Source organism: Pedobacter frigiditerrae (genome assembly GCF_004331645.1).
Classification (GTDB): domain Bacteria; phylum Bacteroidota; class Bacteroidia; order Sphingobacteriales; family Sphingobacteriaceae; genus Pedobacter; species Pedobacter frigiditerrae.
In genome coordinates, this window is the sequence record NZ_SJSK01000003.1 from 798,183 (window position 1) to 819,745 (window position 21,563).

The window sequence follows — 21,563 nt, forward strand, 5'->3', positions numbered from 1 at the left end:
GGCTTTTTTTTATATATCAACATTTCTGAACCTTTGTTTATGTCGTCATTGCCAGCTCGTTCCGATAGCTATCGGAAGGCAATCCTAATGCTAATGAAAGTCTGAACAGATATATATTACGTTTTAAGATTACCTACGCTGAGCCCTTCGCGGGTTTCCGTTTGCACTGGAATGACGTCAGGTTTAAGGTTCTTGTTCACGCAATAGCTTTTAGAGGAGCCCAAGCGTTTTCCTTTTATTCCCAAATTTTACATATCTTAATCCACCAAACACGTTTACACCATTTGAAGACCAAATAAATCCCTATGATGAAATATACCCTAATATTCCTCCTTTTTTTAAACTCTATAACTGGCACGCAGGCCCAACAAAAGAATCCACTAGAAAATAAGGTAGTGATCACTAACAACGATCAGCCAACCAAAGCGTATACCAACGCCCAGGATGAATTACAGGTAAATGTATCCCCTAAGGATGTCTTAAAGTTTAAGTCCGCTAAATCTGTTCGCTACAGCGACTTCGGCGCCAAAGGCGATGGAAAAACCGATGATATAGACGCCATTGCCGCCACACATGCATTCGCCAACTTGCACGGCCTTTTGGTTAAAGCAGATGACGGCGCCACTTACTATATTAGTGGCAAGGAGCGTACTGCAATCATTCAAACTAACACCGATTTTGGTACGGCAAACTTCATTATTGATGATACCGAAGTAAAAAACCGCAACGCCCCTATTTTCACGGTAAGTTCGGCACTTCAATCGTTTAAACTAAAAACCATCACCTCACTTAAAAAAAATCAAACGAAAATAGATGTGCCTTTACCCGGTCCATGTTTAATCACGGCAATAAATGCAAACGTTAAACAATACATCCGCTTTGGGCTAAACCAAAACAATGGCTCTTCGCAAACAGATATCTTTCTGGTCGACAAAAATGGGCAAGTTGACATGAAGGCACCCATTATCTGGGATTTCGATCAAATTACAGACATGACCGCCCTACCCATTGATGAGAAAGAACTGAAGATTACAGGAGGTAATTTCACCACAATAGCCAATAAAGAAGAATCAAAATACAACTATTATAACCGCAATATAGCCATCAGGAGATCTCATGTGCTACTTGAAGGTATGAAACACTACATTAAAGACGAAGGAGACCATGGTGCGCCTTATGGGGGCTTTATCAATATAGGCGAATGCGCTTATGTAACGGTAAAGAATACACTCCTCACTGGGCATTTTGCCTACAGCACCATTGGGGCAGCTGGCAAGCCTGTTACCATGGGCACCTACGACCTTTCTGTAAACCGTGCAGTTAACATCTCCTTTGTTAATTGTACGCAGACCAACAGCATAGACGACAGCAAATACTGGGGAATTTTAGGTTCAAACTTTTGCAAGAACCTACTTTATGATGGCTGTATCCTCTCTAGGTTTGATGCCCACCAAGGCGTTGCCAATGCCACCATTAAAAATTCTACCCTTGGCCACATGGGTATTAATGCCATTGGCTCTGGCACCTTAATCATTGAGAATTCTACCGTTCGTGCTCGTAGCTTTGTTAACCTACGCTCAGACTATGGCAGCACCTGGCAGGGCGAATTGATTATTAGAAACTGCATATTTATACCGGCAGCCGGCAAACCTGTTAGTGCTTCCATCATCAGTGGAGCTAATACTGGTCAGCATAATTTCGGTTATACCTGTTACATGCCAGAAAAGATTACCATTGAAAATCTAAAGATAGACGACGCTGAGCACCCTGATAATTACCAAGGCCCTGCCATCTTCGCTAATTTCAACCCCGAAATGAAAGACACTACCTACCAAGAAAAGTTCCCTTATGTTAAAACTAAGGAAGTTACCCTTAAGACCATTACATCGGCAAGCAATAAAGCACTAAGGGTGAGCGATAATTTGTTTATGTTTAAGGAGGTGAAGATTAGTGCCAAATAATGTTTATCCGTAAACACTCTTGTTTAAATAACCACTGGTTTATAAAATACAGCTATACCCGCAGCCTCGCTAGTTACATTCAGTCCTGTAGCGGTTAGCTCCTTTGTTGATGGACGTGCATTCATTACATTCACAGGGCTATTATCAACAGCTTTTAATTCTACGCGACGCTCATTTTGAATACGCTTACGCATACCTACTTTAGAATTATCAACCGCTAAAATTGGTAGTGCAGGCATATTTACACCTTGCCTTACCGAATTTAAGTATTGGTAAACACTTGCATCTGGCTGATCCAAGTATTCATTCATCGCCTCTGCATAGCCAGGTATTCCTCTACTCCCAAAAAAAAACTGAACTGGACCGGCAATTTTCTAAAAATAAAAATATAATCTCAACCTATGGTTAATATTGTTTCAATGTAAAAAAAATTGGCATAGAAGAATAATATATAGTTTTGAGTCTCACCAAATAAATAAAATAATTAGGAACCTAAAATCCCTTAATTCAAAACATACAACTTCATGGCTCACTTAAAAAAATTATTACCACATAAATTAACATTCCTATTACTTACCTCATTATTCTTAACTGTATCATCATCTTGTAGAAACAATATCAACAATGTAAAAGAAATTTTCAGGGATTTACCAATAGAAACAATCGATGTCGATTTCTCAATCAAGAAGCCTATTGCACTTTCAACTGTATTTGATACCGTTGAATTTATTCCACTAGAAACCACAAAGAATAGCTTCTTTGCAGAAATAACTTCCATGGAAACTACCAAGGATTATTTTATCATATACGATCAGTCTTCTAATTCTATACTATTTTTTTTTAAGAATGGAAAATTCTCTTCTAAAATATCAAACTATGGACTGACAACAACAAAATCGTACAAGAAAATCAAATCATTTACAATAGATAGAACTAGTTCGCAAATAATTATAAATGATTCCAATCAAAATAAAATGATCTTTTATGACTTCAAAGGAAACAAGATCAAAGAGATAATGAATCCCTTTTATTACCGGACATTTTATAGTTCAGGTAATTCAAATATCATTTACTATAGATCCAATTATTATACTGATAACGAAGCATTAACTGATCCAAAGTCAAAATTCTCTAATCTCTTTTTCACGAAAAACCTTACTGATATTAAGAAAGCCTTATTTCCATACGATCCTAAAAAAATTAATGATTTAGATCTCTATAGTGTCCGTAAGAATTTTTACACCAGCGATTATCAAAACTGCATATTAGCTTTCCCGTATACTTATGACGCATATAACTTAGATAGCGGCAACGTAAAATCAATCTATAGATTTATGCTGCCCGAAGAAAATAAACTTCCTGAGGATTTCATGACAAACGACGAGTACATGAATAAAAGGATATCATACGTAAGCAACAAGGCTAATGATAAAAAGATTTATAGTTTAACAAATCTTTTCACTGTAAATGATAAGTGTGTAACCTTTTGTACATATTCATTTGGGATGACTCCACGATCCTTTTTTTACAACAAGAGAACTAAGGAAGTAGTTAATTTCGAAAATATCTTTATGGATAAAACTGCTTATTTTCTTCCAGTAACCTCAAATGAAATTTTAGGTTCAGATAACTCATGCCTGTATACTGACATTTCCGCCGAATCTCTATTTACTCATGCTTTACAAGACGATGTGAATTCGGCAATAAAGCACAACAAAACTCTAAATAATTTCATAACCAGCTCGACTAATCAATCCAATCCTATCATCATTAAACTACATGTTAAATAAGGGTATGTGGCAAAAATACTCTCAATACAATGTTTTCTTAAAAATTTAAAACCAATTTAATTAATTCAAAAAAAATGAAAAAATTCATCTTATTCGGGCTATTCTTTGGCCTTTTAGCTTCCAGTTTGTTATTTAAGAATAACATAGCAATTGCCCAAGGCATAGAAGATACAGGGCCACCAGATACAACCCAAAGTGTTCAATGTAAAGTATCTGAACATCTTTTCGATTATTCAACCCAAGATGGTTCGTATACAAAACAGTGTGCCAAATGTTCTACAACAACGGCTTCCACTGACATTCTTGATTTGCAAGGAAAGAAAATTGGCGTGCATTATTATAAAGTAATAGTAACTGTTAACGCGACTGTACGTGATTGTAAATTTAAGGACAATGTCAATGCAAAATGCAATGAAATCTCCATGAGTGGCGGTATCGTAGGAGATTGTCCACAGTGGGATGTTATGGATGAGACACAGACAGAAACACCTACGGATTCAATTCCAGGGGGCATTCCCAACATGTAAGAAAAAACATACATTAACTTAAGGAAACTAAATTGATATTGATTGGATACCCAAGGGACAAAATTCTTAAAAAACTGTTCCTTGGGTTATTTCAATTATGCTTTTTTTAAAAAAAATAAATGAAACCGAAACCAAGAATTACTATATACTTATTTTTATTCTCTTTTATATCGCTGTTCTTTGATATAAGTTGCTCTCGTGATCGTGATAATAGAAAACCAATCAATTCTGCCAATTTGAAAGATGTTTTTTTCAACAATTACGTTCGGCTTATCGTGCCTTCAGATGGGAAACTGATTGACCAGTCAACAATTCTAATTGACACCAATCTAGTAGAGAGAAAAATAGGTCAGTTAGCAAAGAAAAAACATACCCTAGTCTTTAGGTATTCAGCAAGTGACTGTGAAATGTGTGTAAATTCTGTATTTAAAATAATTAAGGAAGAAAATAATAAATTAATTAATGACAACATCTTAATTGTTACCGATTCTTACTCCTCAAGAGATTTTATAGTTAAAACCAAATACTTAAATTTTTTCTTGCCAATTTATGATGTAAAAGAACCTATAAAAGGCCTTGGCCTTCCACTGGAAGGCAAAAATTTACCTTTTTTCTTTATATTAGGTCCAGATAATAGGATTTCTAAAATTTTCTTTCCATATAAGGAATATCCCGACAAAACTAGGGAGTACTTCAGTTATATAAATACTTTCATTAAGGAGAAACATGACTAGCTTAAAGACAATTTGTACATTTATACTTCTTTTAAACACTTTTGTTTCAGTCTCCCAGCAAAAAGGGGCAAATCAAGACGAGAGGACTTTTCGCATAGACCCAAGTGATGCTATCGGCGCAAATATATCACAGGTCTTTAGCTCGGTTAATTATATTCCTTTAGAGACCACCAAAGGAAGTGTTTTTGGCCATATTAAGCAATTGGAGGTAACCGAAAAATATTTTATAATCTTAGATGATGATACCAACTGTATTTTATTGTTTACGAAAAACGGGAAGTTTTATCAAAAGATAGCTGGAGGGAACCCCTCAAACCAAGGCAACAGGATTCAATACTTTACTGTGAACAAGTGGAGAAATGAGATCATTTACTTATCAAGAAATGAGCGCACATTGAAATATTTCAATTTTGAAGGCAAAAACATAAAAAATGTTCCCATTGCTTCCAAAGAAGCTGTATCATTAGGTCAAATATCAAAATTTATCAATTCCGATATTGCCCTAACCTATAATGATTATAATTCAAATTATTCAGGGAAAAGAAACTTGATCCTTTTCATAGATTCTTTAGGCAATATTAAAGATCAACAGATTCCATTTAATGCGGAAAATATTACAAATCTCGATAAAGTTGATAATAGATATTATAGACGTGTCAATCTAAATTTTTCGAAAAAATTTGACGGCTTTCTTTTTACCCATAGCTATGATTATAACATTTATAAGGTTTCCTTAGGCCATTTGGATACTTTATGTCGAATCATATTTCCAGCTAAATTAGGTATGGCCGACGATTTCCTTTCAAACGACGAGTACTATAACAAGGCAGACGACTATTTTTCTTCTAAAAATCCATCAAAAATTAACTTTCTAAGCAACGTTTATTTAATTGGGAATAATTTGGTCTTTAAATGGTGGAATAACAAAAAGGATAATTTGGAAAACCTAAAAAATCTAATTTATAATACGAAATCCGGAACTCTTTACGCATTCAATCATATTTTGCCTGATGCAAGCAACTATTATCTACCAATCTTTGATTCAGAAAGGGCATATGAAGATTTCATAAAGGCAAGTTCGCAAGACTTGAACGTAGGGGAAACAAATGTTCTATATTCATCTATCTCATCTCAATTGCTTTTTAGTACCCACAAGGATAGGAAAGATAAAAAAACAATCTATAGTCCCGAGTTAATAAGCTATTTTAAAGTAGGGAAAATGACAGACAATCCGGTACTAGTAGAACTTAAACTGAGGGATGCACTTTAAAAAAGAAAAGTACCTTAAATTTGGAGTACTATTATTTGCATTCGTGATTATGAGTGTAGGTTTATATGCTCAAAAAAAAGACAGTACAGCGCTGTTGGGCTCAGTAACCGGCATTGTTAGAGATTCTACACATAATTATGCTCTGTCTGCTGCTACAATAGCTATCTACAACTCAACAAATTCTAATTTGTTAGCTTATCAACTTTCAGATAGAATGGGGAAATTTGAACTGGACAAGCTCCCAGTTGCCATCCAATTAAAGGCTAATATTAGTTATGTGGGCTATAAATTGTTGAGCTTACAATTTAGCATTCCAAAAAAGGGTGGTAAAACTGACTTGGGGCCACTGAATCTCGAGTTGGCTACAAATGATTTGCAGGAGGTAAACATAAGTGCTCCAGCCCCAATGGTTGTAAGGGGGGACACCATAGAATTCAATGCTAGCGCTTTCAAATTAGACACAAATGCCGTTGTTGAGGACCTGTTAAAAAAATTGCCTGGTGTAACCGTTTGGAGTGATGGACTAATCACCGTTAATGGCAAAAAAATAAAGACTCTACTTGTCGAGGGAAAAGAGTTCATGGGAGGAGACCCAACTGTGGCATTGCAGAACCTACCAAAAAACATTGTTGACAAGGTACAGATCTATAAGGAAAACAATCGTTCCGATCAAAATTTGATAGACCCTGATTTAACCATAAATATCACGCTCAAAGATGGTCATAAAAAAGGGTATTTTGGAAAGCTGGGCTTAGGATATGGAACACGTAAACGATATAATGGAGATGCGATGATTAGCGGGTTTACTAACAAATATCAATTTAGTCTAGTAGGTGCGCTTAACAATACGAATAAAAACACTGATAACTTTACGAGCCTGATGCGGTACAATGCATTTAAGGGCGATGGTGCAGGAAGCACATATGAGAGTGATTTTAGTAATCCTGGCAATAATGTGGCAAGGGCATTTGGCGGCAAATTCGCTTATGATTTTAACGACACAAACAAGTTGAACGCCGAGGCGATTAACCGAAGCACAGAGTTTACTCAAAATAGTAACGATCAAAATTTAACCATACTAAACGGTGTGAAAAATTTTAGCAGAACCAGTACTACGACAATTAAAAAAAATCAGCATAGTTTTAACGAAAGCGCAAACTATGTTTATAGTAGCCCACAAGAAAGCCTAAACATAACCAACAGACTCTCCTACGGCAGCTACGGTTCTTCATCTGAGCAATTGGAAAATTCGACGAACTTATTGAATAACCAAACCAGCGAAAACCTTGCTAAGGAGACAAATAAAGGCAACGACAATCGAATAACCTTCTCTTTTGCGTATAATCATTATGGCAATTTACTTAAACAAAAAAAATATAATTATTCCCTAGACTATAGTTATGGCGATAACCGAAATATTAACAATAGCAGTAGATTCATCAATTATACAAGTAGTATAACTGCTGCTAATCGATACTTTAATAGGCGTTACGAAAACGAAACTAATAATCACAGCCATCAGGTAAAACTTGCATACAACAACTTGCTGAAATTGTTTTTTCCTGATAATAACGTGCCAATGATTAATCTAGTTAATAGTGTAACATATTTCTTAAATAACAAAATTTCTTTTGTTGGAGATATAAGCCCTACAAATAGCAATCAAGTAGTTAAAAATACTTTTTTAAGTAATAATACACACTATAAGTCAATCAAAATTAGACCATCATTAACTTATTCAGATTTTTTTCATAGTCGCCTTACTGATAGGTATGATAAGACATGGGGCTACAACATATCTTCTGCCCTGGAAGTTTTCAAACAAAATAATGAATCGATCAAGTTTTTTCAGAATATAAAGAAGTCCTATGCCTACCTTATGCCCAGCGCCAGCATTAAATATAGTAATCAACAACTGAATAAATTTTCGAAAGACTATTCCGCAGTTTATAGCAATTCCGTTACCTACCCATCAATTGAACAGTTAGCACCATTAATAGACAGTACAAATATCTGGCTCGTTGATGCCGGGAACCCCAAATTACAGCCATCCAAACACCATCAATTAGAGTTTATTTATAATAACACATTAAAAATAAAAAACACGCTGAACTATAGCCTAAGAATTACAGCTACCCTAACTAAAGATGGTTTTGCAGATAGCAATGCATATGACACTTTAGGCCGTATTACACAATATACAGTAAATGCAAACATTAAGGACTTAACATTTTCAGGGTCGCTACAAAAAATTTACAAGTATCCCATTAGCCAGCTACAATTAAGATTTTCTGGCCAATTAAGCTATGGCGTGCATCCAAATTTTGTTAATGAGATGGAAATAAGGACTTCAAGGATAAATAATATAAATATTCTAAACATCAACTATAGTTACAGCACCTATTTTGAAGCCGGGATAAAAACATCATTTAATTTATTAAACAGTAGTCAGAATTTTTCCGGAAAGAATATAAGTTACATATCAAAAGGATATGGATTTGGTTTAAGCACTAAGGTATACGCTACGAAAAAGATAACTTTCATTAGTGACATTGCTACAAGCATAAACAAAACAAGTAATTTTGATCCCATAAAAAGCACTATCTGGAACGCCAACGTTGGTTTTAGATTTTTTAAAGGAAACCAGGCCGAAGCAAAGTTTTCTGCGCTTGACCTCTTAAGGCAAAACCAAAACACGTTTACCTCAATTACCCCGAACGGAATTCTACAGGGGAACAGAAATATATTGCAACAATATTTTATGGTTACACTATCGTATTTCCCTAGATACTTTGGAAAAAATCAGGTTCAGCCTCAAGGTAATTAATGATGTATGTTATGAAAAAAATTAAGATAGATACAACGGAACTGTTGTTCTTTGCATTTATCTTGTTGTCTTGCAGCTTTATTTACTCTGGTATTTCAGAAATAGGTTTTGCAAACCCAGATGACACATGGATGTTGTTGAAGAATGAGTTTGTCTACCGTTTAGACCTGAACTCAAGCTATTTTTATAGACTATTCATTGGAATAGACGACATACAATACTCCCCAATTAATACGTTGTACTATTACCTTATCTATCAGATAAATGGATTTGACCCATACTATTATCATCTTTTTTCTTTTGTAATCCATTTACTGAATGCAGTCCTCGTTTATAATCTCTCAAGAAAGATTCTTATCATTTTTAACGTTCCCAATTTTCAAAAAATATCCTATGTTATTTGTTTGTTATGGTGTATACACCCACTAAATGTTGAGTCCGTAGTATGGATATCTGCGTCCAAAGTTGTACTATTTAGTTTTTTCTCTTTATTGTCTCTTTTTTATTTTATCACCGGAATTAAAAGCCAAAAAACAATCGACCTTTTCTTAAGTCTACTTTTCTTTATTATTTCTTGCATGTGCAAGGAACAATCACTTATAACACCAATGATTTTTATTTCGTTATTGTTTTTTTTAAAAAAAACGAAACTAAGAACGGACAGAAAACTTCTAGCCTTTATTGCCACGACTTTGCTTATATCATTCCTTTTTGGAATGTTAACCATAAGCTTGAATCACTTGGTAACTGACCAATTTATCCCGATGGTAAAGTATCCGCTTTATAAGAGAGTGGTTCTTAGTTTTTATTGTCTTAGTTTTTACCTTTTTAATCAGCTAATCCCTTCCTATCTACATTATCACTACCCATTTCCATTAAAACCAAATGATTCCTTTCCAATCAACTATTATATATACCCTCTACTTTTTATTACTTTTTTGACCTCCTGCTTTCCAATTTTATTTAAATCCAAAATAAGATCATTCTATTTGTTTTGTATGTTGTTCTTTTTTATTGAGATAATACTTGTCTTACAAATAATACCTATGACAAGGCCAGCAATTATGGCAGACAGGTATATGTACATCCCCTCATTTGCACTGCTACTTATTATCGTTCCCATTAGCGTGAACGATTATTACATAAAAATTAAAACAGAAAAAGTGAAGAAAATCGTTAGTCTATTCTTTCTTGTTTACATCCTATTGTTAATGATCTACAGCCATAACTTGGTCTATAATTGGCAAAAAATTCAACTTTAGAGCGACGATGAAAACAAATAAATCATTAATAATCCTACTAGTTATTTCAACCATGTTATCTGTGTATGCACTGATGAAAAAAGGCAAGGCATCTCCTGCAATTGATATGGTGCTGTTCTATAAAAACAGGAAAAAAGTATATGACAGAGATTCAACGAAGAATTATTTCTGGAATAACTATCCTTTTGTAGTGTTAACAAGCGAAGGTAAAAAAATCGACTCAACTATGAAATTGATGGATGCTAATCTTGGGGTTACAACTTTTAAAAAATTAACGCATGGAAAACCAAAAATCATATTTAAGTACACAAATAAAAGCTTAGAAACAGTAAATCCAAAAAGTATATTGGAGATCATAGATAAACTGGGTATGAATGACCAGGTCTATATTATCACAAATTTCAAGAATAGCCCATCGGAAAAAGATTCTTTGATAGGTAACAACAAGATTCGTGGTTTTAAAACATCAAAATCTTTTGGGTCCGTGATAGAAAAAACAGATCTGCCATTTATATTCCTGTTAAGCTCTAATTACACCATCGAGAAAATTTTTGTACCACGAAAAGAAATACCTGAAGTAACAGAAAAATACTTGAAGTACTTACAAAGGTATTTATGATCGTTAAATCATAAATATCAACTAGCTGTTTAAAAATTTCAAATCGTGAGATTAAGGTAAAAAATTATACATAAAAAGATGAACATCCAAAAACATATAATGAATACTTTTTTCAGGAAAGGGACTGGTTTTTTTAAAAACCTACCACTTTTTATTATTTTAATTTTCATCCTTTCTCTATGTATTATATTTATTAAACCAGGGCATAATTGGGGTGATGACTTTGCTCTTTATATTAATCAAGCTAAAGCAATTACAGATGGAACAATTGCTATTGTGAAACAGAACAATCAATTTAGTATAGACAATTCAACAATTCATACTTTTAGTCCAACTCTTGCTCCATGGGGATGGCCAATAATCTTAAGTCCATTTTATTACTTATTTGGTTTGAATATTTTTGTATTTAAACTTTTAAAGTGCTTATTTCTCGTCTTGTTCCTATATCAGTTCTATAGACTGATAAACAGAAGGTTAGACAAAACATCAAGCTCTTTGATAGTCTTGTACCTAGGAACTAGTTTTAGATATATTGACAATGTTAATGTAGTCTTAACAGAAACACCTTTTTTGTTTTTTGTAACTCTCTCTCTAAACAGCATACATAATTATAAGTATGAAAAATACAATCTTATAAAATCCATATTCTTGGGTCTAGCGATCTACTTCTCTTTTTGCATACGATCTGAAGGTGCAATGTTAGGCGTGGCTCTCTTTTTTTGGCAGGTTCGGGAGTCCTTCCAGTATAAATCTCTTAAAAAGCCAAGCATGGATTATTTAAAATGGCTAGTTATGCCGTATATAATTTTTATTTCCTTTTACTTATTGATATCATCCCTACTTCCAAGTGGCTTTTTATCCCATTTTAATGACTCACATCTTGTAAGTGTTAACCATACGTTAAAAGCAATAACCTTTTATATTGATAAAATACGCGATATGATCTATCCAGGTATGAATAATTTCACCTACATCCTAATAACAATTTTGTTCCTAATTGGCCTGGTCACTAATTTTATGAAAGAAATTCATACAGCTATTTATCTATTACTCATCACAATAACCTTCTTGTTTTGGCCCTTCTTAGAATACAGATACCTATTGATGTTCTTTCCATTTCTTATTTATTTTTTGGCTTTGGGAGTTTCATATTTTGATGTCTTCAAAAGCAAACTGCAACCAATTCATTTAGTATTTGTGATATTGATTTTATTAAATTTTTATAAAATCTATTCAATTCTTGATGAAAATAAATTGACTAAGCAGATTGGGCCAGAAAACGCATCAAGCACAGAAATGTTTCACTTCATAAAAACCAATACAAAAGAAAAAGATGTTATTATATTTTTTAGGCCACGGGCAATGACATTGTACACCGGCCGTCAATCGGCAATGATATATAGAAACTGGAATGATCTCCTAAAAATTGGGGACTATCTCGTATTGCGTCGAAATTTAGCAACTTATTTTCAGTTCCCTGCTAATAAAATCAATGCTCTAGGGTTTAAGGATAACCTCCAATATGTTTATCAAAATGAAGAATTTATTGTATTTAAAATAAAAAAACTATGAGTCCGTATTCAACTTGCGTAATTGTACCTACATACAATGAGGCAACTGTTATTAAAGAGACAATAATGGGACTGCTTAATAGAAATTACATAATCATCGTTGTAGACGATGGCTCTTCCGATAATACATACGAGATTTTATACGATTTGCCCATTTTTTATTTAAGCCACTTAACAAACCTCGGACAAGGTGCGGCCATTAAAACAGGGATTGAATTTGGGTTAAACAAAGGTTACGAATATTTCGTAACCTTTGATGGCGATGGCCAACATAACCCAGAAGACATAAAGCATATGCTTAACCATATGATAGTCAATAAATATGACATCATTTTTGGTTCCCGATTTTTGACCAATAGCTCAAAATCAGTTCCTAAGTTAAGAAAAATGCTTTTAATGTGTGCTCGTTACTTCAATTTTGCAATAACACAAATACTTTTAAGTGATGCACACAATGGATTACGGACTTTTACCAAGGAGACAGCAAAATTACTTAGGTTTCGTGAGAACAAAATGGCACACGCCACAGAAATATTGTTCGATGTAAAACACAATCAGTTAAAATATACAGAATTCCCAATGCAGGTGCTATACACAGCTTATTCTATAAATAAAGGTCAGACAGAATTTGATGGATTCAAGGTATTGCAAGATATTCTACTTAACAAAATTTTCAGATGATAACATCAATTCAGTTACTTTTAATCATTTGTATATTAGCTATCGGCGCCTATTTCTACTCGAAATTTAACGCATCTCGACTGGCTGTTGTTATTGGAGTTTTAATTATTACTATTTGCGGTACGCTTATATTTTTCCCCTACACTACCACAAGGCTTGCTAATCTATTAGGTGCAGGGAGGGGAGTAGATATGCTTTTCTATTTTTCCTTTTTGTTATTGTTCTTCATTGTTATAAAATTATTTTCCAAAATAAGAAAACAGCAAGAACAGATTACTGAAATTGTTCGAAAGGAAAGTATTAAAGATGTTAAAAACCCAAAAGGTCCGCTAAATAGAATGGAATAATATTTCTAATGCATTGCCTAGTTGAAATTTATTGGATTTCAAATCATTTCATAAGAAATCAATGTAGGTCGATAACAGCTTTTATCAGATTATTTAGAAAACCGTATTTAGTTCGCTATACAGAAATATTAGGCATACCTATTTAAAAACGCATAATTGTTGTTTCCTAACATTTGTAAACTGCTCTTATTTTCTTGCCTTTTAACAAATAAACAAACCGACGAACCCAGTATTAAAAAATAAATTATGATAAGAATTGATTATTTGAACCATGCTAGCGTTTTAATCGAAATTGAAAACATCAAATTACTTACCGATCCATGGTATTTTGGCACATGTTTTCAAAATGGTTGGGGCCTCCGCTATGATAACAATAAAGCTATTGAAATAGCCAGTAATGCCACTCACCTTTGGATATCTCATTTCCATTCCGATCATTTTCATATTCTAACTCTAAAAAAAATCTTAGAAATTAACCCCGATATAGTTGTTATCGGAAACTATTCCTATAATTTTCAATTAAATAATGTAATGGAAAGCTTAGGCTTTAAAAAAATTATACCTTTTGCAGAACGAAAAGAATACTATCTAAATAAAAATATAAAAATTATTAGGTATCCAACAACAGGTATTGATAATATGCTGCTAATTCAGTCGGTATACGGCAACATACTAAATTACAACGATTGTAATTTACCTTCGCTCTCTAGAAAGCTATTAAGTAAACGAATTAAATCCGTTGATATAATATTAACAAACTTCAATCATGCAGGAAAGTTACTCGTTTACCCAAAAAAGGATGATGCTGAGATCAAAACAAAATTGAAAAAAAATTTTAAAAACAATTTTCTTTTTTTTGATGTGAAATATATATTCCCTTTTGCATCATACCATTATTATAAAGCTCCAGAAAGTTTCGATCAAAACTCTTCGATGCTTCGCTCAGACGAGTTATTGGATCTCGACACCAGGATATTAGATGTAAAAATTGGCGACTCACTAGTTTATAGTAAAAAAGACGACTTAATTGCCATAAACAAAGCAGAAATATTAGAAAACGAATTAAAAGTACTCTTCCGTGAGACCAAATATCAATACGAAGATATTGAAGAAGCTAGTAAGGCATACTGCAAGACACTTAGGAGTAACTATTGGATATTCACAAAACTTTTGCCGAATTTTTATATTGAAATAGTAGACTTAAAGGTCATAGTGAATCTAGATGCTCAAAGAGGAATTCTCCAAACAGATAAAAAACACAACATCGTTCCTCACATTAAAGTTCAAAGCGAGTCCATATATCATTGGTTTAGTACTGCATACGGAACAGATAATTTTATCGTTGGTGCCCATTTTGAAATTGCAAACAAGAATAAGATTCCTTTAAAATGGCAGATTATCTTTGGTATACTAATCGACAATAAATTAAGTGTAAAATCTATCTTTAAAATGCTTTTTAGCTATAAGGGAATTCAATTTCTAATCAACAGAAGGGAAGAAATAATTGGAATAATTTTGGAAAGAAAAGTCAATGCAGATTATCATGATTAAAATTTCAACTTGCTATAGTCTTTTATACATATTTTTTTAATGACCAAATCTGGATATCAACCTCCTTAATCTCTTAATTATCTAAAATCATTTTCTGTGAAAAAGGTTTTGAAGAGAAGAGTTTGCTGTTTTTAGTCTGATCATATTTGGAAAAAAAACTAGCAGGGTTTAAATTATAATAGTTTAGCTTTTTACCACATAATTTTTTATTTCAAAATCTATAGGTCTACTCAGAGTTCCTTGAAAATTATCTTCGCTGATTAAATAACTAGGTCTTTTCTTTGATTCCATAAATCCTTTACCTATATATTCACCAATTATTCCAATCATTATAAACTGCAGCCCTGTTACAAAAAGAAAACTTACAATTAATGATGTCCATCCTTGCACAGTTTGATGGGTAAAAATGTGCAAATAAACTGCGTAGAACCCATAAAGAAAGGATAAACCAGAAAAAAGAAACCCAATAAACGAAGATATTCTTAAGGGACTCACACTAAAAGAAGTTAGTCCAGCCATAGAGAAAGATAACATTTTTCGAAAGGGATATTTACTCTTTCCATAAATTCTTTTCTCTACTTCATATTCAACACCACATTGTTTAAAACCCATCCATGCAATTAGTCCTCGTAAAAAAAGATTTTCTTCTTGAAATAATTTAATTGCATTTAAAACCTTTCTGTCAACTAACCTGAAGTCAGCTGCGTTTGGTTTCAATTCAATTTTAGAAATATAATTCAAAAAAAGATAAAATATTTTGGCAGTTATTTTTTTTATCAAAGGTATATTTTCACCATCATTTCTTATGGTGTACACAACTTCATTACCTTCTTGCCATCTTTCTATTAGTTGTATAATAATCTTTGGGGGATGTTGTAAATCGACGTCCATACATATTGTACAATCTGCGTCAACATAGTCATAGCCGGCTTTCAAAGCATTTTGATGCCCGAAATTTCTGGAAAGGCTTATATAGGTAACGTTCTTGTCAATGGTTGCAAGTTGTTTTAATTTATTTAGGGTATTATCTTTGCTACCGTCATTAATAAATATAATTTCATGGTTGTATTTATCAACAATTGGCTTTAGTAATGAATAGAATGGATGGATATTGTCTTCCTCATTAAAACAAGGTACAATAATGGCTATTTTCATTTATTTGATAATTATTTCTTATGATTATAATAAATTGTGCCTAAAAAGAAGGTTTGGTTTGAAATCCGAACAAATCAAAAAGCAAACTAAAACATATTTTGTTATGCTGTCAAAATAGAATTTAATCCTATCATCTTTTCTAAGATCTGTAATAACCTCGCTTTTTCTTCAATCAACATTTTATTATTCTCTTTTAGGTGCTCAATCAATACACTTGCTGATAAATCATTTGAAGAGTTGTTTATCATATCTAAAAAAGACTTATCATTTAGATTAATAAGGGAAATTAAAGATACACCTAAAATACAAGCTATCTCATTTAAGCGATTTAGGGTAATTTCAACCTCATCTCTTTCTATTTTTCCATAGCTCGTTAATGATAAATTCAACCGACTCGCTATATCCTGTTGTTTAATATCCCTAAATTCCCTAATCTTTCTAATATTGGTTCCCAATTTCATAAAATAAGCTTTTAAGATAGCTTGCCTAGTTTGCCCATTTTAATACCACCTTATTTTTACACACCATATTGGCAATTACAATACAGCATATGAACTAATATATTTATACAACTAAGGTAGTAGGTAAGAATAGCATATGGCTAACTATTCTAGCATAGCGTTTCGGTTTTATTATCTAAAACTAAAAATAACATTTAAAAATATAGCTATTTGGAATATAGCAACACAAACGTTTGCATTGGTCATTTTAGATTAAATGACATAATGTTCAGTATGTTTACATTTTTTTTCCTGTTAACTTATCTTTAAGTTTATAAAAAATAGAATTAGGAAAACTTGTAGCCTTCTTGATAAAAAAAACACATTGCAAACGTTTGTGTTAAGATTCTATAGAATTGCAACATATGGTTAGTTTGTATTTTTTATCCTTACACACTTGTTCAATAAGGAAAAACCAGTGTGGGGAATTTTGGTTACCCTGCGTAATCAATTAAAAAAGTATGCAAAAGATTATTAATAATACAGCATAGTCTAAGGTTCCAAATCTCCTTGATTAAAGTTCTGCTTATTATTTCTGATAAAATGATAAGTTCTTCTGGACTATGAAATTTGCAAATTGAACAATGAATACATTTAACAGAAAAGATGCGGTAAGGTTCAAACTTAAAGTGCCAACCATAATATCCATTAGTATTTTAGAAAGAATCACAGTTCCTATTGTTGTAAATGAATACCTTAATAGCTGTGTTCGTAGTTTTAGATGGGAGCCTTTAAATACAAAGTTTTTATTAAGATAAAAACCAGCTGGTAATGTAAAACTTAGTGATGTTAGTAATGCTAAAAAATAAGGTTCAAATAGAGGCGTTTGATATAAGTATTTACTGTAAATAAAATAATAGGATAAATGAAAAATACTAAAATTTAGAAAAAAACAAATCCCTCCTACAGCCAAATATCTATACACCTCAAAAGTAAGCACATTTTTAAAAATTGGATAGAAAACATCTAACGCTATTATTATTGCATTATTAATTTTTTTTCCCTTCTTTATCATCTATTTTTATTTCGTCTAAGCTATTACAAATAAACCCCTTGTGGCAGATATACATCAAAGTAACGATTTCTATATTTCTCAATTAGTTAATAAAATAGTATAATCATCGAAAATGCACCAGCGAATATATTTAAATTAACACAAAAAGTTACCGCTATATTTTTAATAACATAACGAGCCCAACTAAACCATTTCCATTGTACTTCCAGCTAATCCAGGCGCTAAATGCCAATAAAGAACTTTACGAACGTTTGTTAGCTAGTGAGCGAGAGAAAGTGGAAATTTTAAAGGGGAAATAACCTCTCATTTCTTTCCTTGTTCAACCAAGTCCATGATATACTTTTTTGAATAATAACATTTCCCACCCATTATTACTGGCTTAAGCGCCCCTAGCCTGCGCCAACGCAATATAGTTCTGTCTGTTACACCCAATAGATCTTTAATGGCTACCGTGTCTAGCCAGTCGTCTTTCATGATTTTTTTTCCTGCAAGATGCTCCAATAACCTGAGCACCTCTTGTTGCATCAGCTTCAACTCTGCAAGCCTAGCATGTATTTCTGTATCCATGGGATTATTAGTGGTTAGGCAAACCAATGGATAAAAATTGAAATTTGGTAGTGGCAGGGGTTGCAAAAGGCCATTTGCAACCCCCACAAAAACCTTGTTTAACAGCTCATTAGAGGTTTTTACTATTTATGCTTACCACATTGTCTTAGTCTTTTTCTTTCGTCATTGTTTTTCCAATGAATCGGAATAGGTTCTTAGAGAGATTGACAGCCTAGTTGCCTGCGGGTAAAGGTGCGTGACAATTTCCTCCCCCTTACCTCCTCGAAGAGGGGGACAGCACAGTTGCCCACCTGTATAGTTGCCGACCTGCATAGTTGCCTACCTGCAAATTGCCTACCTGTATAATGCCTACCTATGAAGTTGCATACATTGCAATTTAGCATTCAAATATGAGGGGCTATGCACCCTGTGTCCCCCCGCTGGCGGGGGTTAGGGGGTGGTTTTAGTTAAATATCCAGCTGTTCGATATGTTCCGAAGGGCATATCGAATAAATGATAAAAAAGGATTTTAAATCAATACCGTATAGAGTTCTAAGTGCGATTTGCTACATCTTCAATAGCATCGGTATTTGATAAAGATTCCGATACCATTGCATTACACATCAAGAATATTTTATTAGAGGGAGAGTTAGATGAAATTTCAACTACCGAGTTTTTCTCGGTAGTTCAGCAATAAGGGAAAAGAAGCGTAAAAAGAAAGTTGAAATTTACAATTTGGACAAGATTTTGTAAGTAGGATACCGAGTAATTCTAAGAAAGGTACTCAATTCCGTATTTGGGGTAATACGTATCAAAAGGTGGCAAAGTTATTGTTAAATGATTATCATCAACAATTAAAGCAGTTTAAACATAAGCTGCTTACACGAACCTTTGGTTTGCTACTCAAAAAAATAATTGCGATTAGCTGATTTTGCCATTTACCTAGCTCCCTTATTAGTACAAAAGAGGTGTCGCAATGGTACTCACTTCCTGTGTAAGTCCATAGTAAGTCCATATATAGTCCATAGTAAGTCCATATATTTATAATAAAACTTGGAGTTGCTATGGATTTTACATAGATTTATATTGAAGGTTGATCGAAGGTGAGTTACGCTGCGGTTAGATCCTTCCTTAAAAGATAATATCATGGCTAGAATTGCAGGAAAATTCATTAGCGGGATCGTGGGCCCGGTAATCTTCAAGAAGGTTAGAAACAAGCAGGTTGTTGTTTCCAAGCACAAGGGTGAGCTGATCAAGATGACGGCTGCCACCTTTAACGCTGCCTATGTTTTCGGCTACGCCAGTACATTGTCCAGTTACATCAGGTATGGCGCAGAAGACCTGATTGCATACTATGATGGCGGCATGGTCTCCAGGCTTACCGGCGAGTGCAATGGCATCCTCCAAAAGGCAACCGTGAACGCTGGAGAGACCTTCAGTTTTGACCAGGACTATTTCAGTAGGCTCAATGGCTTTGAGTTCAATACGGCATCCCCCGTTAAGAGATACCTCTTTGCACAGCCAGAGGTCATGACAACAGCCGAAGACCTTCTGATATCTCTTCCAGAGCTGCTTGTCCCAAGAGACCTGACATTCGCACCAAATGCCAAGTACTGTACCGTAGCCTTTAAAGTTACGCTTTTCGACTTAAAAAGCAAGGAATACCTGAATCAGGAAGTACAGTCCTTTGAGGTTGAGCTTCAGAAAGATCCCATTACCCTTCCCCCACAGCAGCTCAGGTTCAAGGGCGCCCCGGGTGCACTCTATATCGTGTCTCTGGGACTCTTCTATGCCGAAAGGACGTTTGCGGGCAAGGCCGTGCTCAACAGCCAGGACCTTCATCCGGCCGCCATCCTTAGGGCTGGGTTCTGCCCAGGCGAACCCACAGAGAGGGACAAAAGTTGGCGAAAGATGACCTTCAAGGACAGGAAAAAAAGAAAGAGCAGCGGACAAAATAAGGATGATGCCCGTAAGGGGTTATTTGGTGGGGCTAAGTAATTATTTGCCTAGTCTACAAACTTGTAACTGGTTTGAAAAGGGTTATCGTTAACAATGAAGAGCCTGCATTGGTTGCCTTAGACTTCGCTAGCTCTTAGCAAACTAATTGTGTTTATATGACTAAATTTAACCCTTGGAAATTTAACTTTTTCGGTGGCATCGATATTTCAATGCTTGACCTAGATATTGCCTATTTATAACGTATTACTTCATTTAATAAAAATACAATTGCAAAGAACCAGTAACAAAATAAAGTCCTTTTGATGATTTATTTATTTTTTTAATATATTTAAAAAGGATGAAATTTATCAGACCTATCTGCAGGAAATTGGGCGGATAGGTCTGATAATGTCAGACCTATATACAAGTTATGGGCAACCTTAGACGACAAACAATGACGAAACAAATAGTGGTAATTTTGACATTCGGACTCTTGACAGCATTGCTTACAGGTTGTGACCCTTATTATTCAATAACCATTACAAATAAGACAAGTGACACTGCTCAAATATTAGTTAAGGAAACTATAAATTTCAGAACTGAAAAGCAAAAGTCACTAACAACAACTGACGGATTTGACGTTTACAAATTGGCTCCGAGCGAACAAATGCAAGTTGGTTCAGCAATTTCGGAAATTGACAATGATATTCCGTTTGAGCAAATAAAAATTGTTAGAAATAAAGACACTGTAACAGCAAATAATCTTGAAAAAATTAAGAGTCTCTTTGACAAAAAGATCTTTGGTGGACTGCAAACACCTTATAACATTAGTATAAAATGACAAGAAAGACAGCCCATAACAACACCTACACAAAAGGCGGGGTTCCGTGTTCCAAAGACAGTTTTGTGGTTAATTAAACATTAGATTTTCAAATCAAGTTTTGTGATAAAAGTCCCGCCCTTTGGGTAGCTGCAAAACGTTATGTGCTATTTTAACACGACCGATGATTACAATAGATAAAATCAAAATATTTGATAGTTATGGTGGAGACATTGACGGACTTGCAAGAGTTGGTCGTGAGTCTGAAAAGAAACTGTTTGACAATAACGATTGGTCTCTCATTGACGGTCTTTATCAAGATATTGAATTAATAAACAAAAGATTTGCAGCTCAGACATACATAGACCAAACAATAACAAAACTCAAGGACAACTGTGACATTGAAAGTTTTGACTTATTTACAAGCAGAATTGAGTATTACAAAGACT

The 21,563-nt window shown here is 33.9% G+C and carries 19 protein-coding genes; 14 read left to right on the forward strand and 5 right to left on the reverse strand.

Annotated features, from left to right (window positions below; translation table 11 throughout):
- The first annotated feature begins 305 nt into the window (after positions 1–305).
- Positions 306–1,961, forward strand: a complete 1,656-nt coding sequence (locus tag EZ428_RS15065) for a hypothetical protein (protein ID WP_225871073.1) — start codon at positions 306–308, stop codon at positions 1,959–1,961.
- A 23-nt stretch (positions 1,962–1,984) separates the two neighbouring features.
- Here EZ428_RS15065 and EZ428_RS15070 read toward each other — a convergent pair whose 3' ends face one another.
- Entirely contained in the window at positions 1,985–2,272 is a 288-nt protein-coding gene (locus EZ428_RS15070) for a RagB/SusD family nutrient uptake outer membrane protein (RefSeq protein ID WP_131553988.1), read from the reverse strand.
- A 213-nt stretch (positions 2,273–2,485) separates the two neighbouring features.
- Between EZ428_RS15070 and EZ428_RS15075 the strand changes: the two genes are divergently transcribed.
- The 10 genes from EZ428_RS15075 to EZ428_RS15120 all read left to right on the forward strand — a co-directional run bounded on the left by EZ428_RS15075 (position 2,486) and on the right by EZ428_RS15120 (position 15,140).
- Entirely contained in the window at positions 2,486–3,751 is a 1,266-nt protein-coding gene (locus EZ428_RS15075) for a 6-bladed beta-propeller (protein WP_131553989.1), read from the forward strand.
- Between the two features lie 74 nt (positions 3,752–3,825).
- The gene (locus EZ428_RS15080) at positions 3,826–4,278 is read left to right on the forward strand and encodes a hypothetical protein (RefSeq protein ID WP_131553990.1); all 453 of its coding nucleotides are present in this window, start codon (positions 3,826–3,828) and stop codon (positions 4,276–4,278) included.
- Positions 4,279–4,397: 119 nt separating this feature from the next.
- Positions 4,398–5,012, forward strand: a complete 615-nt coding sequence (locus EZ428_RS15085; RefSeq protein ID WP_131553991.1) for a hypothetical protein — start codon at positions 4,398–4,400, stop codon at positions 5,010–5,012.
- Positions 5,005–6,282, forward strand: coding sequence for a 6-bladed beta-propeller (locus EZ428_RS15090; RefSeq protein WP_131553992.1), 1,278 nt, complete (start codon positions 5,005–5,007; stop codon positions 6,280–6,282). Before EZ428_RS15085 ends, EZ428_RS15090 begins: the two co-directional genes overlap by 8 nt.
- Positions 6,272–9,109 (forward strand): porin family protein, encoded by a 2,838-nt coding sequence (locus EZ428_RS15095; RefSeq protein ID WP_131553993.1) that lies wholly within the window; start codon positions 6,272–6,274, stop codon positions 9,107–9,109. The genes EZ428_RS15090 and EZ428_RS15095 overlap by 11 nt, the downstream gene beginning before the upstream one ends.
- A gap of 1,269 nt (positions 9,110–10,378) precedes the next feature.
- A complete protein-coding gene (locus tag EZ428_RS15100) occupies positions 10,379–10,990 on the forward strand; it encodes a hypothetical protein (RefSeq protein WP_131553994.1) in 612 nt (203 codons plus the stop codon).
- A 99-nt stretch (positions 10,991–11,089) separates the two neighbouring features.
- Positions 11,090–12,562: a glycosyltransferase family 39 protein gene (locus tag EZ428_RS15105; protein ID WP_165501788.1), complete on the forward strand. Its 1,473-nt coding sequence runs from the start codon at positions 11,090–11,092 to the stop codon at positions 12,560–12,562.
- Complete coding sequence (locus tag EZ428_RS15110; RefSeq protein ID WP_131553996.1) at positions 12,559–13,242, forward strand: glycosyltransferase family 2 protein; 684 nt, start codon at positions 12,559–12,561, stop codon at positions 13,240–13,242. The genes EZ428_RS15105 and EZ428_RS15110 overlap by 4 nt, the downstream gene beginning before the upstream one ends.
- On the forward strand, positions 13,239–13,589 hold the full coding sequence (locus EZ428_RS15115; protein ID WP_131553997.1) for a DUF2304 domain-containing protein: 351 nt from the start codon (positions 13,239–13,241) through the stop codon (positions 13,587–13,589). Before EZ428_RS15110 ends, EZ428_RS15115 begins: the two co-directional genes overlap by 4 nt.
- A 246-nt stretch (positions 13,590–13,835) precedes the next feature.
- Positions 13,836–15,140: an MBL fold metallo-hydrolase gene (locus EZ428_RS15120; protein ID WP_131553998.1), complete on the forward strand. Its 1,305-nt coding sequence runs from the start codon at positions 13,836–13,838 to the stop codon at positions 15,138–15,140.
- A 183-nt stretch (positions 15,141–15,323) separates the two neighbouring features.
- On the opposite strand, the gene EZ428_RS15125 is transcribed toward EZ428_RS15120, so the two are convergent.
- The 4 genes from EZ428_RS15125 to EZ428_RS15145 form a co-directional block, all read right to left on the reverse strand.
- Complete coding sequence (locus tag EZ428_RS15125) at positions 15,324–16,295, reverse strand: glycosyltransferase family 2 protein (RefSeq protein WP_131553999.1); 972 nt, start codon at positions 16,293–16,295, stop codon at positions 15,324–15,326.
- 101 nt (positions 16,296–16,396) lie between these two features.
- Entirely contained in the window at positions 16,397–16,756 is a 360-nt protein-coding gene (locus EZ428_RS15130) for a helix-turn-helix domain-containing protein (RefSeq protein ID WP_131554000.1), read from the reverse strand.
- 568 nt (positions 16,757–17,324) lie between these two features.
- A complete protein-coding gene (locus EZ428_RS24375; RefSeq protein ID WP_131554001.1) occupies positions 17,325–17,810 on the reverse strand; it encodes a GtrA family protein in 486 nt (161 codons plus the stop codon).
- Positions 17,811–18,113: 303 nt separating this feature from the next.
- Complete coding sequence (locus EZ428_RS15145; protein ID WP_131554002.1) at positions 18,114–18,377, reverse strand: helix-turn-helix domain-containing protein; 264 nt, start codon at positions 18,375–18,377, stop codon at positions 18,114–18,116.
- 1,125 nt (positions 18,378–19,502) lie between these two features.
- Here EZ428_RS15145 and EZ428_RS15150 point away from each other — a divergent pair.
- From EZ428_RS15150 to EZ428_RS15160, 3 genes are all read left to right on the forward strand, one after another.
- A complete protein-coding gene (locus EZ428_RS15150) occupies positions 19,503–20,354 on the forward strand; it encodes a hypothetical protein (RefSeq protein WP_131554003.1) in 852 nt (283 codons plus the stop codon).
- Positions 20,355–20,748: 394 nt separating this feature from the next.
- The gene (locus EZ428_RS15155) at positions 20,749–21,135 is read left to right on the forward strand and encodes a hypothetical protein (protein ID WP_131554004.1); all 387 of its coding nucleotides are present in this window, start codon (positions 20,749–20,751) and stop codon (positions 21,133–21,135) included.
- Positions 21,136–21,298: 163 nt separating this feature from the next.
- Positions 21,299–21,563: hypothetical protein (locus EZ428_RS15160; RefSeq protein ID WP_131554005.1), on the forward strand; the 265-nt coding region annotated here is incomplete at its 3' end.

Coding starts and splice junctions, on each gene's coding strand:
- EZ428_RS15065 (WP_225871073.1), top strand. CDS start 306: ATGATGAAATATACCCTAATATTCCTCCTTTTTTTAAACTCTATAACT.
- EZ428_RS15070 (WP_131553988.1), bottom strand. CDS start 2,272: ATGAATGAATACTTGGATCAGCCAGATGCAAGTGTTTACCAATACTTA.
- EZ428_RS15075 (WP_131553989.1), top strand. CDS start 2,486: ATGGCTCACTTAAAAAAATTATTACCACATAAATTAACATTCCTATTA.
- EZ428_RS15080 (WP_131553990.1), top strand. CDS start 3,826: ATGAAAAAATTCATCTTATTCGGGCTATTCTTTGGCCTTTTAGCTTCC.
- EZ428_RS15085 (WP_131553991.1), top strand. CDS start 4,398: ATGAAACCGAAACCAAGAATTACTATATACTTATTTTTATTCTCTTTT.
- EZ428_RS15090 (WP_131553992.1), top strand. CDS start 5,005: ATGACTAGCTTAAAGACAATTTGTACATTTATACTTCTTTTAAACACT.
- EZ428_RS15095 (WP_131553993.1), top strand. CDS start 6,272: ATGCACTTTAAAAAAGAAAAGTACCTTAAATTTGGAGTACTATTATTT.
- EZ428_RS15100 (WP_131553994.1), top strand. CDS start 10,379: ATGAAAACAAATAAATCATTAATAATCCTACTAGTTATTTCAACCATG.
- EZ428_RS15105 (WP_165501788.1), top strand. CDS start 11,090: ATGAATACTTTTTTCAGGAAAGGGACTGGTTTTTTTAAAAACCTACCA.
- EZ428_RS15110 (WP_131553996.1), top strand. CDS start 12,559: ATGAGTCCGTATTCAACTTGCGTAATTGTACCTACATACAATGAGGCA.
- EZ428_RS15115 (WP_131553997.1), top strand. CDS start 13,239: ATGATAACATCAATTCAGTTACTTTTAATCATTTGTATATTAGCTATC.
- EZ428_RS15120 (WP_131553998.1), top strand. CDS start 13,836: ATGATAAGAATTGATTATTTGAACCATGCTAGCGTTTTAATCGAAATT.
- EZ428_RS15125 (WP_131553999.1), bottom strand. CDS start 16,295: ATGAAAATAGCCATTATTGTACCTTGTTTTAATGAGGAAGACAATATC.
- EZ428_RS15130 (WP_131554000.1), bottom strand. CDS start 16,756: ATGAAATTGGGAACCAATATTAGAAAGATTAGGGAATTTAGGGATATT.
- EZ428_RS24375 (WP_131554001.1), bottom strand. CDS start 17,810: ATGATAAAGAAGGGAAAAAAAATTAATAATGCAATAATAATAGCGTTA.
- EZ428_RS15145 (WP_131554002.1), bottom strand. CDS start 18,377: ATGGATACAGAAATACATGCTAGGCTTGCAGAGTTGAAGCTGATGCAA.
- EZ428_RS15150 (WP_131554003.1), top strand. CDS start 19,503: ATGGCTAGAATTGCAGGAAAATTCATTAGCGGGATCGTGGGCCCGGTA.
- EZ428_RS15155 (WP_131554004.1), top strand. CDS start 20,749: ATGACGAAACAAATAGTGGTAATTTTGACATTCGGACTCTTGACAGCA.